The sequence below is a fragment of the Thiohalomonas denitrificans genome (assembly GCF_016841685.1).
Lineage (GTDB): Bacteria > Pseudomonadota > Gammaproteobacteria > Thiohalomonadales > Thiohalomonadaceae > Thiohalomonas > Thiohalomonas denitrificans_A.
In genome coordinates, this window is sequence record NZ_JAENYR010000012.1 from 51674 (window position 1) to 65037 (window position 13364).

General features: G+C 61.4%; 11 protein-coding genes. 3 read left to right on the top strand and 8 right to left on the bottom strand.

Annotated elements, in window-relative coordinates:
- Positions 1-176: 176 nt before the first annotated feature.
- From Q7L05_RS04275 to Q7L05_RS04285, 3 genes are all read left to right on the top strand, one after another.
- Positions 177-1655, top strand: coding sequence for an arylsulfatase (locus Q7L05_RS04275; RefSeq protein ID WP_303902450.1), 1479 nt, complete (start codon positions 177-179; stop codon positions 1653-1655).
- 32 nt (positions 1656-1687) lie between these two features.
- Positions 1688-2275: an HdeD family acid-resistance protein gene (locus tag Q7L05_RS04280; RefSeq protein ID WP_303902452.1), complete on the top strand. Its 588-nt coding sequence runs from the start codon at positions 1688-1690 to the stop codon at positions 2273-2275.
- Between the two features lie 359 nt (positions 2276-2634).
- Positions 2635-3063: a YidH family protein gene (locus Q7L05_RS04285; protein ID WP_303902455.1), complete on the top strand. Its 429-nt coding sequence runs from the start codon at positions 2635-2637 to the stop codon at positions 3061-3063.
- 621 nt (positions 3064-3684) lie between these two features.
- Here Q7L05_RS04285 and Q7L05_RS04290 read toward each other — a convergent pair.
- From Q7L05_RS04290 to Q7L05_RS04325, 8 genes are all read right to left on the bottom strand, one after another.
- On the bottom strand, positions 3685-4596 hold the full coding sequence (locus tag Q7L05_RS04290; protein ID WP_303902458.1) for a transporter: 912 nt from the start codon (positions 4594-4596) through the stop codon (positions 3685-3687).
- 73 nt (positions 4597-4669) lie between these two features.
- A complete protein-coding gene (locus Q7L05_RS04295) occupies positions 4670-5311 on the bottom strand; it encodes a MarC family protein (RefSeq protein ID WP_303902460.1) in 642 nt (213 codons plus the stop codon).
- Positions 5312-5716: 405 nt separating this feature from the next.
- Positions 5717-8059 (bottom strand): arylsulfatase, encoded by a 2343-nt coding sequence (locus tag Q7L05_RS04300; RefSeq protein ID WP_303902463.1) that lies wholly within the window; start codon positions 8057-8059, stop codon positions 5717-5719.
- A 189-nt stretch (positions 8060-8248) separates the two neighbouring features.
- Entirely contained in the window at positions 8249-10591 is a 2343-nt protein-coding gene (locus Q7L05_RS04305) for a sulfatase-like hydrolase/transferase (RefSeq protein WP_303902465.1), read from the bottom strand.
- A gap of 444 nt (positions 10592-11035) precedes the next feature.
- Positions 11036-11365 (bottom strand): tetratricopeptide repeat protein, encoded by a 330-nt coding sequence (locus tag Q7L05_RS04310; RefSeq protein ID WP_303902468.1) that lies wholly within the window; start codon positions 11363-11365, stop codon positions 11036-11038.
- A 66-nt stretch (positions 11366-11431) separates the two neighbouring features.
- Positions 11432-12019, bottom strand: coding sequence for a class I SAM-dependent methyltransferase (locus tag Q7L05_RS04315; protein WP_303902471.1), 588 nt, complete (start codon positions 12017-12019; stop codon positions 11432-11434).
- Between the two features lie 83 nt (positions 12020-12102).
- A complete protein-coding gene (locus Q7L05_RS04320; protein WP_303902474.1) occupies positions 12103-12585 on the bottom strand; it encodes a porin family protein in 483 nt (160 codons plus the stop codon).
- 400 nt (positions 12586-12985) lie between these two features.
- The coding region (locus Q7L05_RS04325; RefSeq protein ID WP_303902477.1) for a cation-translocating P-type ATPase C-terminal domain-containing protein at positions 12986-13364 on the bottom strand (379 nt) is incomplete at its 5' end.

Below are 13364 nucleotides of genomic sequence, written 5' to 3' on the forward strand. Positions count from 1 at the left end.
TGCGATCCACGGCTCCCGCCGCACCGATACGGTCTGCGTATCGTCGGCAACGGATTCGTAGTGGAGGAAAACCCTTTCGGAATACATCTTCAGGTCTTGCATGATCGGAACCTGGGACTAGCGTAAAGGGAAAGACGGGCGACCGCCGGAGTGTGGCTTATCGAGGAGGAGATCACGTGGAAAAGGCAGGGAAGCCGAACATTTTGGTCATCTGGGGCGATGATATCGGCCTGTGGAACATCAGCTACCACAACCGTGGCATGATGGGCTATCGCACGCCGAACATTGATCGCATCGGCCACGAGGGCGCGGCGTTTACGGACTACTACGGACAGCAAAGTTGCACCGCGGGACGGGCCACTTTCATTACCGGACAAAATCCCTTTCGAACCGGCTTGACCAAGGTGGGCATGCCCGGCGCGGACGTGGGGCTGCGGGGCGAGGACCCGACCATCGCCGAACTGCTCAAGCCGCTGGGGTATGCCACGGGTCAGTTCGGCAAGAATCACCTCGGCGACAGGGACGAGTTTCTGCCCAGCAATCACGGCTTCGACGAATTCTTCGGCAACCTCTACCACTTGAACGCCGAAGAGGAACCGGAACATCCCGACTACCCGAAGGACGCGGCATTCAGGCAGCGTTTCGGGCCGCGTGGCGTCATCCACAGTTTCGCCGACGGACGGATCGAGGACACGGGGCCGCTGACGCGGGAGCGGATGGAGACCATCGATGACGAGGTAACGGCGAAGACCCTCGACTTCATCGATCGGACGCAGGGGGAAGGGAAGCCCTTTTTCATCTGGTGGAATGCCACCAAGATGCACTTCCGAACCCACATCAAGCCGGAGAGCCGAGGCGTGAGCGGCCAAGGCCCCTACAACGATGGAATGGTCGAGCACGACGGCCATGTCGGGACCCTGCTGGACAAGCTCGATGAGCTGGGCATCGCCGACAATACCATCGTGTTGTATTCCACGGACAACGGTCCGCATTACAACACCTGGCCTGATGCCGCCATCACGCCCTTTCGCAGTGAGAAGAACACCAACTGGGAGGGGGCGTTCCGGGTGCCGGCCTTCGTCCGCTGGCCGAGCCAAATTGCCGCCGGAACCGTGCTGAATGGCATCGTCTCCCACCAGGAGTGGTTGCCCACTTTCCTTACCGCGGCGGGCGAGGGCGAGGTCGTGGAGAAACTCAAGCAGGGGCACGAGGCTAACGGCAAGCACTTCAAGGCCTATCTCGACGGTTACGATTTGCGCCCTTACCTCGCGGGCGACGCTGACGAAAGCCCACGCCGTTCGTTTTTCTACGTCAACGACGACGGCCAGCTGGTGGCCCTGCGGTACGGCGACTGGAAGGTGGTCTTCATGGAGCAGCGCGCGAAGACCCTCGCCTGCTGGAGCGAACCCTTTGTGCCGCTGCGCGTTCCGAAGATCTTCAATCTTCGCCGCGATCCCTTCGAGCGGGCGGACGAGAACTCCAACACCTACTGGGATTGGGTGCTTGATCACGCCTTCATTCTCGTCCCCGCGCAGGCGTTCGTGGCCGAACAAGTACAGTCTCTCATGGACTTCCCGCCCCGGCAGAAACCGGCGGCGTTCAACCTGGATCGCGTGCTGGAGCAGTTACAGCACGGCGCAATCACATCGCACTGAGTGGTTGTTCCGCACACAAGGAGGAGTGGGAAATGGCAGAGAAGATACATACCGAAACCGCGGACCGTCTGAATCTGGCGGGCCTCGACGAGTTGCAGCGCCATTCGGGCTGGTTCTTGGGACTCGGGATCGCCCTGATGATCCTCGGCTTCATCGCCGCCGGCTCGGCGATCTTCACCACGGTGGCATCGCTGTATCTGTTCGGCTGGCTACTGGTCATCGGTGGGGTGATGGAGATCGCCTACGGCGTTTGGCGCAAGACCTGGAGCGGCTTTTTTATCGACCTCCTCGTCGGGGTGCTCTACGCCGTGGTGGGTTTCATGATCATAGCCAATCCGGCGGCCACGGCGGTTGCCTTGACGCTGCTCATCGCGATGTTCCTGATCGTGGTGGGTATCTTCCGCATTGTCGCGGCGCTATCGGCCCGCTATCCGAACTGGGGCTGGCTGGCGCTGCACGGTGTGGTGTCGCTCGCGCTCGGCATTCTCATCTGGCAGGGTTGGCCGGAGAGCGGGCTGTGGGTGATTGGTCTGTTTATCGGTATCGAGCTCATCTTCAACGGCGCCGCCCTTATGATGCTGGGCATCGCGGCCAAGCGACTGCAGACCTTTACCCCGTAGGGTGATCGGCGCGGAGGCAATAGAGGTTCTCGTCGGCCGGCTGCGGCTGGCCGCTGAGGCCGCCAGCGTGCTGATCATCGGGGTCGGTGTGGTCATTACCGTTTGGAACGGCGTAAGAACGCGCTCGAAACCGGGCGTGACGTCTAGCAGATGCCCCGCCTGCGGCTGCGGCACTTGCTTGTCCTGGCTTGGAGTTTCAGTTGGCCCCGAACATCCTGACCACTCCGAAGGCACCGAGCTGACAAGAATTCGGGAAACTCGGGCGGTCAGGCTACAAGGACGTTCCTCAATTTTTTCCTCTTAAAGGAGCAGGAAGCGATCAAGAGGGAGAGGAAGGCCGCTTCCTCAACGGAGTAGCCATGGAAAGGCAGACGCAGAAGCCGGGCGACAGCAGACGGGCGTTGGCCGAGGAGCGCACCGAACTGGCCCTGCGGCGCACGATCTTCGCCGCCGACCGTACACTGCTCGCCTGGGTACGTACCTCGCTGGCGTTGATGACGTTCGGCTTCAGCATCTACAAATTCTTCCAGTATCTCGAAGAGTCCGGCGCCGTCTCGACCGGTTGGCAGCCCACCGGGCCGCGCCGGTTTGGAATGATCCTGGTAACGGTTTCGACCGTGCTGCTGGTGTGGCAGACCTGGCAGTATTATCAACTCCTGAAAAGGCTTAGCAGGCAGCAGGGAAAAAAGCGGGTTCCCATGACACCCACGCTGGTCGCTGGCGGCGCGGTCATCCTGCTCGGTTGTGCCACCTTTGCTAGTATTTTTTTCGGTATACGGCTTTTCTAAATCAGTGAGGTAATCTCCTGGCGTTGCCGGGGAGACTAACCAGTGTTGACCTATGCGTCAGTCGACGTGTTGAACACGATAGGAGACTCTCGCCAAAGCGCAAAGGATGCCAAGAGATCGATGTCGTTGTCTTGGCGTTCTTCGCGTCTTGGCGCGATTCAAATACTTCATGACAACTGTTGGCGTAGTGCTGGCGTTCGAGAAATGCCGGCTTCGCACCCAATCAGGCTCATCTAAAGGGAAAAAGGAGGGCGATTTCTCGCCCCTCTTCTCCAGGCCGGGGGCCTAAGACGATTTCCTCACCGAGGTAGCTATCGCTTCATCGAATGCCCCTCGGCCTTTTCGAGGATCAGGGTCCGCTTGTCCGCATTGGTGCTCTCCACCGTGGCGGACAGTTCAGTGACCGGCATGACGATCGGGCTCCCCTGTTGCGGAGCGAAACCCGGGGTGGTCAACGCGATGGCAAAGATCATCGCCGACAGTGGAGTAACAGTCTGTTGACTCCTTTCATACGGATATAGGCTGCCTTCCCTGGCGCCGCATAACTGAGCCCGTGCTGGCGTGCCGCCAAATATAGGCGGAACAAACGTCCGGTCCCCTATCAGACATGCCATGGGCGCACTATTTGCTCCCGCCCCACCGATGCTGCCAGACCAGGCTGCCCACATCGAAGGTGGTCCCAGCGCGTGTCGAGACGCTAGTGTTTCCCTGGAGTCGGATCGAGTTCTTCGCATTGACGGGAAATGAAAAAGTGGCCCCGATTCGGGAGTTGCGGGGGCCCACGAGCCGGGTGGATTCACCATTGCTGGTCGAGTTGACCTCGCCGCCCTCGTAATAGGTCCCTCCGAGGGACGCCCACATGCCTGACGGGAAATCGTGGATGGCGTGGAGCTGGAGGGCGTAGATGGGTTCCTGTTCACGGGTGCCGTCGCCGAGAAACTCGTTATTGTCGGTAAAGAAGCTCGCCGCCAGCGAGGCGTCGAAGGTCCACGGCCGCAGGGTTTTCGACAGGGCCACTTCGCTGCGCAGGGTCCAGCGGTTGGTGCCTATGTTGACGAGTCTCTCCTTGTCGTACTGGCCGAGTGGCGACCTCAGCAGAAAGGAGACAGCGACGCTCAGATTCTGTTGGTAGTCGGCGAATTCCGCAGGTGACACGGCGGGTGCCCCGTAGAGGTTGAGCGAGAATCCCAACGCCGGATCCGCCGGCCCGGAGACCTCCCTCTCGCCGGGTTGTCCGGCCAGTAGGCCGCTGGCGGATAGCCGTGCGTAGGGCACCAGGAGTTTGAGCCGGGCGGATCGGCCGGCTACATCCAATGCCTGGAGGTATCCAACGAAGCCTGCATGGACCTTTGCGTCCGCATTTTCCAGACGCACGGCCGGGTCCGCGAGAATGCCACCCTCGGAGTAGGAGTAGCCGGTGAGCAGGAACCGGGTGCCCACCGGCAGGTTGGCATAGGACCTCGGCTCCAGCTCCTGAGCCTGCAGGGCTGATGCGGTCATGGCAGCCAAGAGCAGGAGAGCGGGCTTTAGCATCCCTCTCCGGACAGCGGCTGTCACTCGTACCGGGAGAATCTCCATATTCATTGGTGTCGCAACGCCTTTCCTCTCAATGGCCGGTCAGCGAGATGAGCCCCAGCTGGGCCAATCCATCGAGAACCAGTTGCACGGCGAGGGCCGCCAGCAGCACGCCGAATATCGCCTCGGTCACCGCCAGGCGGGAGACGTCCAGGTGCCTGGCGATTTTTTCGATGTTGCGGAAGACCAGGAAGTCGATCGCCCCGACCAGTAGCACCAGGCCGACGACAAGCGCAGCCATCAGCAATGAACGGATATCGCTCGAGATCGTCACCAGCGCCGCGATGCCCGCCGGGTTGAGCATGTAGGGAACGGCCAGCGGATAGACCGCGGTCTGCATGGGGTCACGATCAGCGGTCTGTTCATGATGGGTGGTCTTGCCGGGACTCATGAGCATGTGTAGCGCCAGTAGCAGCAGCACGATGCCGCCGGCGATATTCGCCGCGCCGGGGGTGAAGTGTAAAAGCCGCATGAGAAGCCACCCCAGTGCGACTAGAAACAGGGCGGTTCCGACCGCCACCCGTACCATGCGGTTCGCGGCACGCCGCTTGGTGTCCGGGTCCATTCCCTGGGTCAGTTCGAGAAACGGGACCATGGCGATCTTGGGGCCCATGCCGATGAGCAGCAGTAGGAAAAAGTCGAGGGCCTGAGAGAGAGGGCTTCCGTTTCCCATGGAGAATCGCCTCTTCAGCAAATAGAACACTCCTAGTAACTACTCGCCCAGGTTCATTCTCAATACCCCGCACGTACGGATCATTCGTCATCCCCGCGAAGGCGGGGATCCAGTTTGCACTGTCCTGGATTCCCGCCTTCGCGGGAATGACAGGGGTGGTGAGCAGTTACCACTCCTTGTAAATAGAATAGGCCGGGTTTTCGTTTGACAGGGAGGCAGGTGAAAATCGGGTTTTGGCCGAAGGCCGGCCTCCGGCGAAGCGGGCTGTCGGTGGGCAAGAATTCGGGGCCACTGGGTGGACGTCCGTGCCGCGATTGTCTCCGGTTTTAATCGCCCGAGGCGGGGGGCTACCTGTCGGGGGACCGGCGGCCGGGAAAGGCCACCGGTCTCGAAACGGCACAGCAGTTATTCCCGCGCCATCATCGCCTGTGCCTCCTTCTCCAGGTCGCGGACGCGTTCGCGGCCCAACTGGACGATAACCTGCTTGATGGTCCCACCGCTGAACTCGAACGGGGGCCGGTAGTCGCTGGCGACCGCCTGGCCGCTATCGCGGCCCACCGCCAGCCCTTCGCCGACCAGGGAGAAGTAGGCCGGTTGGGTCTTGATGTCGATGTGGCCCACCACCGCATCGTCGACGAGCAGCTCCAGCCGGCCGGTGGGGCTGGGTCCGTCAAACCCCTGCCGTTCGAAACGCGCCGCCAGCGAATGCCGTCCGGCGGGAACGCTGCGGTCGGAGCTGACCTTTTGCTCGATCTCGCCGAGCCAGTTGTAAACGTAGTGGAGTCGGCCCTCCTTGATGAACAGCGAGTGGCCGCCGAAGCGTCCGCCCTGGGCGAACAGTACCCCTTCGGCCCTTTTTTCGCCGATGGTCACTTCCGCGGCGACGCTGTAGGAGCGGCCATGGGTCTTGGCGGCGACGTGTTCCGGCACATCGGCGCAGCCGGGGTAGTAGAAGTAGACATCCCGCTCCTCGGCCGGCTGGGGCCGGGGCGTCATCAGCACCTCCGGCGGCGTACGGTCGTCCAGCGGCAGGCCGTTGTAGCGCCCGGCAAGCATAAACCAGAGCTGTTTCGCCTGTTCCAGCTTGTCCGGGTGCCGGTCGGCCAAGTCGTGAACCTGCGTGCGATCCTTATCCAGGTGGAACAGCTCCCAGCGGTCCGCGGGGAAGTGCCCCCAGCCCGAGACTGCCGGATGAACTGTAGCGGCATGCCAGCCGTCGTACCACACCCCGCGGGTACCGAGCATGCCGTAGAACTGATACTGCTTGTGGGTCGGCGCCGATGCATCGTCGAAGGTGTGTCGGAAGCTTACCCCCTCCAGAGGGCTCTGGGTGTAGCCCTTGATGGTCTCCGGCGGCTCGACGCCCAGACACTCGTAGAGGGTAGGGACGATGTCGATGGCATGGCAGTACTGATGGCGGATTTCGCCACGCGCCTTGATGCCCTTCGGCCAGGTCACGATCAGGGGGTCGGAGGTGCCGCCCTCATGGCCCGAGTAACGCTTGTACATCTTGAACGGCGTACAGAAGGCCGCTGCCCAGGCGTTGGGGTAGTGGTTGTAGGTTTCGGGCGAGCCCAGCACGTCGAGGTACTTCATGTTCTCCTCGAGGCTGTCGGGGATGCCGTTGAAGAATTTGTTCTCGTTGACCGAGCCGTGGGGGCCGCCCTCGCCGCTGGCGCCGTTGTCGCTCACCACCACGACGATGGTGTTATCGAGCTGGCCCGATTCCTCCAGGTAATCGAGCAGACGGCCGATGTGGTGATCGCAGTGGGAGACGAAGCCGGCGTATACCTCGGCCATGCGGGAGAAGAGTTTTTTCTGATCATCATTCAGCGAATCCCACATGGGCAATTTGTCACCCTCCGGCCACGGCTTGCCCTCAGCGCTGGTCTCGCCGACGTAGGGGTTGAGGGGCGACAGCTCGGTCCCCTCCGGCAGCAGGCCCATCTCGATCTGACGCTTCAGGGTCTCTCTCCGATACCAGTCCCAGCCCTGGTCGAACCAGCCCTTGTACTTGTCCGCCCACTCTTTCGGCACCTGGTGCGGTGCATGGGCGGCGCCGGGGCAGAAGTACATCATCCACGGCTTTTGCGGAGCTATGGTCTTGGCGTCGCGGATGTACTGCAGCGCCTTGTCCGCGAAGTCTTCCGAGACGTGGTATCCCGCTTCGGGACGCGGGGTAGGCGGCGCCGGCTGGTTATCTTGCATCAGGTCGGGGTAGTACTGGTCGGTCTCGCCGCCCAGAAAGCCGTAGTAGCGCTCGAAGCCGCGCCCCAGCGGCCACTGCTCCTTGCCCGCGGCCATGTGGGTTTCTTCGCTGGGGGTCAGGTGCCACTTGCCGACGCTGTAGGTGTTGTAGCCCTTACCGACCAGCGCCTCGGAGATGAGGCCGTTTTCGAAGGGAATGCGCCCGTTGGAGCCGGGGAAACCCGCTGAAGCCTCGGTGATGCACCCCATGCCGTTGGAGGTGGCATTGCGTCCGGTCAGCAGACAGGAGCGGGTCGGAGAGCAGAGTGCCGTGGTGTGAAAGTTGGTGTAGCGCAGGCCCATGTTGGCGAGCCGGGACATGTTAGGCGTCTCAATCATCCCCCCGTAGCAGTCGAAGGCGCCGAAACCCACGTCGTCCCAGACAATATAGAGAACGTTGGGCGCGCCTTCCGGTGCATTGGGCGGCTCGTAGGGTGTCCAGTCGGGTTTGGCATCACGAATATCGAGGGCTATGCGTCCGTTGAAGTGCTTTTTGGCCATTTCCTGTCTCCTTCCTTGGATCCGTTGGATATATCTTTCGGCGCCGTTCCCCCTCCCTGCGGGAGGGGGTTAGGGGGAGGGCGATCATAGAGTTCGCGGCTATGAATGATCCCCCTCACCCTGGCCCTCTCCCGTGGGGAGAGGGGATGGCATCGGTATGGTATGCGGCACGCATGCCAACGATCGAGCCTAATCCCGCCGCCGGGCCACTTCCGCCTCCTTTTCCGGATCGTGGTGGGGTGTCCCCTTGAGGCTGACGGTCACTCGCTCGACGACACCGCCGCGGAACGTATCGGGCGATCGGTAATCGTCGGAGGCGGGCCGGCCGGTGTCGCGGCCCACGGTGATGACCCCCTCCAGGCCGAAGAATCCGGGCTGGGTCTTGATCTCGTGGGAGGCCACCTCCTCTTCGTCGATAAAAAGCCGGGCCGGGCCGGCGGGACTGCTGTGCTCGTCCCGTTGCTGGATCTCGAAGCTCACCCCGAGGGTGTGCTTGCCCTTCGTCAGCGGCCTGTCCGAACGCAGTTTCTGCTGCAACTCGCCCAGCCAGTTGTAGACGTAATGGAGATAGCCGTCCTTCAGATAGAGCGTGTGCCCGCCGATGTGACTGCCCTGCGCGAAGATGACCCCGTCGGGCTGGTCCTGCTCGATGTTGACTTGAGCGGCGATGTCGTAGGAGCGTTGGACCGTACTGGCACCCACGCCCTGCGGCACCGGCTCTGTTTGCGGGTAGTAGATATACTGGTCGCGCGGCTTGCCCGGCTGAGGCCGTTGCTCAGTAAGCACCTCGACCGCGACGCGGTCGTCAAGCGGTAGCGCCTGGTGCTTGCCGGCGAGCATTGCCCAGATGTTCTTCATCTCTTCGAGCTTCTCAGGATACTGGCCGGACAGGTCCTTTGTCTGGTTTCGGTCCTCCTCCATGTTGAACAGTTCCCAACGGTCTCGGTCGAAGCCGCCCCATCCGCTTGTGGCCGGATGCACCGTGGCGGCGTGCCAGCCGTCGTACCAGACTCCTCGGGTACCGAGCATGCTGTAGAGCTGGGCCACCTTCTTGGTCGGTGCGTTGGCGTTATCGAAGGTATGGGCGAAGCTGGCCCCTTCGATCTCCGACTGGGTATAGCCGTGCACCACGTCCGGAGGGTCTATCCCTAAGCACTCATAGAGCGTCGGGACGATGTCGATGGCGTGGGTGTACTGATGACGGATCTCGCCCCGGGCCTTGATGCCATTGGGCCAGGCCACCATGAGCGGGTCGGCGGTGCCACCCTCGTAATTGGCGTAGCGTTTGTACATCTTGAACGGCGTGCAGAAGGCCTGTGCCCAGGCATTGGGGTAGTGGTTGTAGCTCCTGGGAGACCCCAGATCGTCGAGATGCTTGAGGTTCTCCTCGACGCTGTCGATGATGCCGTTGAAGAACTTCATCTCGTTGACCGTGCCGTTGGGTCCGCCCTCGCCGCTGGCGCCGTTGTCGCTGGTCACCACGATGATGGTGTTGTCGAGCTGCCCGGTCTCTTCCAGATGGTCCAATAGGCGACCGATCTGATGGTCGCAGTGGGAGACGAAACCGGCGTAGACCTCCGCCATGCGGGAGAAGAGCTTCTTCTCGTCGTCGCTCAGCGAATCCCAGGGCCGGACCAGGTCCTGCTCGGGCCACGGTTCGCCATTCGGCCCTTTGGCATCGGCATAGGGGTTGAGGGGCGGCAGTTCGGTACCCTCCGGGATGAGGCCCATGTCGATCTGGCGCTTGAGCGCCTCTTCCCGGTACTGCTCGTAGCCCATATCAAACTTGCCCTTGTACTTGTCTGCCCACTCCTTGGGCACGTGGTGCGGCGCATGGGCGGCGCCGGGCGAAAAGTACATGAACCAGGGCTTGCCGGGCGCCACGGCATCGGCGTCGCGGATGTACTGCAGCGCCTTGTCGGTGATGTCCTTGGAGAAGTGGTAACCCTCCTCGGGCAGGTAGGGCTGGTCGACGGACTGATTGTCCTGGATGAGCAGCGGATACCACTGATTGGTCTCACCGCCCAGGAAGCCGTAGAAACGCTCGAAGCCGCGTCCCAGCGGCCACTGCCGGCGCGATCCGGCCGCGTGATTGTCATAATCGGGGGTCAGATGCCACTTGCCGACGTGGTAGGTGCTGTAGCCCTCGTCCACCAGCACCTCCGGAATCATCGCGTTCTCAAACGGAACGCGACCGTTGGAGCCGGGATAGCCGGTGGCGAACTCCGAAATGCACGCCATGCCGTTGGAGGTGGCGTTGCGCCCGGTTAGCAGACAGGAACGCGTCGGCGAACAGAGGGCAGTGGTGTGGAAGTTGGTGTAACGCAGCCCCATGTTGGCGACGCGCGACATGTTCGGCGTCTCGATGTTGCCGCCGTAGCAGTCGAAGGCTCCAAACCCAACATCATCCCAGACGATATAGAGCACATTGGGGGCGCCCTCTTTCGCCTCCGGCGGCTTGTAGGGCTCCCAGTCCGGCTTCGCATTGCGCACGTCCAGTGCGATGCGTCCGTTGAAACGTTTCCTGGCCATGTGTCATCTCTCCTTGGCTTGTCCTTTACAACCCGCCCCTTGAAAATGCCCCTGCCGTCGCCCCGCTTCCGTGCTCGCGGCAGACATGCGGATTTTTGCAGAGTGTAGGCGGGGAACTCAAAAACGGCGTCGGTTATTTTACGGATGTCCCGCAATGCCCCGGCACCGACGAGAAGTCGGACCAGGCTCGAATGAAAAGGACACTGCTTCGCCCAGGCTCGGGAGCAGAAGGGAACAGGCGAATAGCAAATTCGGGAGACGGGGAGTTGTGGCAGGTCTGCAGTCGAATCGTCTATGTCCTGCTCAAACGTCCCTGCTTCGCGGTTGACCAGCCAAACCATCGGCTGTGGTGCCAGAGAAAGGGGTTACCGTTGCTTGGCAGAAACGTCTTCGAGCCGGCCGTCAGGGAGTGTTCGGAATGACGAACGCTCCCACCCTCAAACATCAATCAGTGTCGGAGGATTTTTCGAGACGTTTGATAAACACGCCCATCTCTTTGGCGGCCTGAATGTCCCCCTTCTGTTCAGCCACTTTGATGCCCTGTGCGAAGCTGCGGATCGCTTCATCAGTGCGAGCCGATTGCATGTAAGCGCGCCCCAGGAGCTTCCAGGCGGCGGAATATTCGGGGTCTTGATCTATTGCGTTTTCCAGGTGTTCGGCCGCTTTTTGGAAATCTTTTGACGTGAGGTAAGCCTTGCCGAGTCCAAAACGAAGCATCGGACTGTCCTGGCCGTTGCCAAGCATACGTTCGAGGTTCTCGATAACTGTCGACACTGTCTCGTCCTCCCAAGCAGTCAGAAAAAAGAATAATACAGGCTGCGTTCGCTGCCGCTTATTCGCCTACTCTGGAGTGTCGGGTGGTTTCAGGGCGACCAGCATGGCTTCGTCCCGAAAGCCTTCATCGAGCCGTCCGAGGCGGCCCTCTTCACGATAGGCAACTACCCGCAGATCTGAAAACAGTCGCAGAAGTTCGTTCGGAGCCAGACGGAAGGCGGCTCTCCCCGGGCCGGCTTCGCTCACCCGTTCCCTTGTATAGGTCTGATAGAACAGCAAGCCGCCGGGTTTCAGGGCCGCCGTCAGACGTGGTGCCAAGGAGCGCTCGAGATATCGGCTCACCACTATGACGTCGAATCGATTCGCCGGAGGCGGTTCGGTCATGACGTCCCGGACGCTGGGATGGAGAGGAAGACCCTCTGTAACGGCCTGCAAGCGCTGAATGGCGACGGCGGAGATATCCCATGCGGATACCTGGAGACCTCGCTGCGCCAGAAATCGGGCATTCCCGCCCAACCCGCAGGCCAGATCCAGGGCCTCGCCCTTTTCCGGCAGGAGATGGGCGAAATCGTTCAAAACACGCGCAGGGGCCGCGTCCGCGGCATCGGCATCGCGATAGCGAGCGTCCCACTTGGCGCGGGGATCTTCGGTCATGATGGTTTAACCCACTGAGTCTCAGGTGTTGGGTATGGGGGAATATCGGGCTATTTGCAAGGGTGGTCAGCCACTGCGGGGAATCAGAAGCCATAGACGGCATTGATTTGAAATGATGTGATGTGATCCCGCTCGACCAGTTCACCACGAAATTCCAGGTTCCGGTCGACATGAAATGCGGCACCCCCTCCAACCATCAGGCCGTCGTCATCACCAAAGTCGAAGCCCGCTCGTCCAAGGACACTCCATTGGGGGTTGATAGGGTAGGCCACACCGCCCGTAGTCCAGAGACCGCTGTAGGATCGGGATCGATACCAGATATTGGACCTTTCCAAATCATTGGTTTGCATGTAGCCGGCTTCACCCAGGAAATCCAGCTTTTCCACTCCGAAAATCTCGCCAAAGTTGTAGCCACCGAAGACTTGAAAGCCAACGGCGGAATCCCAGCCCGAAATGCTGTTATTACTGATGCCACCCCCGACATAGGGAGTACCCGCTTGCGCCATCACCGGAATGGCTATCGAGACTGCTATTGCAATGCCCACCAGGGCGCGTGGCTTATTCATTTTCATTTTACCCGCTATCGGTTTGCGTGGTTCCGCTCAGGTGCCGAGTCCTCGCAGTCGAAATTCAAAGCTCAACGGCACCGCTTGGTGGCCGCCGATACAATAAGCAGCCAGGCCGGAGAATCCTAAATAACCCAGGCTGGCGTATCAACGACAGCCTGGCGGGATAGTGGCGGGGTTCACACTGCGGGACACTGGTTGCAGCTTGTTGAGGGGGATATGCCGGTTTCCGCGGCTTTTTGCTTCCCTAACCGACAGCATGCATCGCGGTCTCATGATGGTTGCCGCTGTATCGCCCCTCGCATGCCCACTATTCCGCCCCGATTGAGGGGTTTCAGGCCAGCAGCAGGGGGGGCGTTCCAGCCTTCCTGGGTACGGGTGAATGCCTCGGGGGAGATGCTTAATTGAGCCACTCTCCTTCCCACAAGAGCCGGCCCTGCTTCATCGGCTGGATGATAAGCACCGGTAGCAGCGAGAACCCCAGGACCGTGAGCCAGCCCCGCAGCTCCGGGTCGGCGGTGCCGAGCACGCCGCCGAGCAGCGGTAGATACACCGCCGCCGTCAACAGAGCGGTGCCGACGGCGATGGCCAGCCAGACGAATGGGTTCGCGGTGACCGGGTTGCGCAGCAGGCCGGAGTCGGCGGAGCGCATGTTGAAGACGTGCCACAGGCGCGCGAAGCCGAAGGTTAGGAAGGAGACGGTCACCGCGGCGGCGACCGCCAGGCCGAGCCAAAGCAGGGCCACCGCCCGGACGCCCAGGGCACCCCCGGCGATGATG

Excerpts from the sequence above, each read along its gene's own strand:
- Q7L05_RS04285 (WP_303902455.1), top strand. The coding sequence starts at position 2,635 with ATGGAAAGGCAGACGCAGAAGCCGGGCGACAGCAGACGGGCGTTGGCC.
- Q7L05_RS04300 (WP_303902463.1), bottom strand. The coding sequence starts at position 8,059 with ATGGCCAAAAAGCACTTCAACGGACGCATAGCCCTCGATATTCGTGAT.
- Q7L05_RS04320 (WP_303902474.1), bottom strand. The coding sequence starts at position 12,585 with ATGAATAAGCCACGCGCCCTGGTGGGCATTGCAATAGCAGTCTCGATA.
- Q7L05_RS04315 (WP_303902471.1), bottom strand. The coding sequence starts at position 12,019 with ATGACCGAAGATCCCCGCGCCAAGTGGGACGCTCGCTATCGCGATGCC.
- Q7L05_RS04280 (WP_303902452.1), top strand. The coding sequence starts at position 1,688 with ATGGCAGAGAAGATACATACCGAAACCGCGGACCGTCTGAATCTGGCG.
- Q7L05_RS04295 (WP_303902460.1), bottom strand. The coding sequence starts at position 5,311 with ATGGGAAACGGAAGCCCTCTCTCTCAGGCCCTCGACTTTTTCCTACTG.
- Q7L05_RS04305 (WP_303902465.1), bottom strand. The coding sequence starts at position 10,591 with ATGGCCAGGAAACGTTTCAACGGACGCATCGCACTGGACGTGCGCAAT.
- Q7L05_RS04290 (WP_303902458.1), bottom strand. The coding sequence starts at position 4,596 with ATGCTAAAGCCCGCTCTCCTGCTCTTGGCTGCCATGACCGCATCAGCC.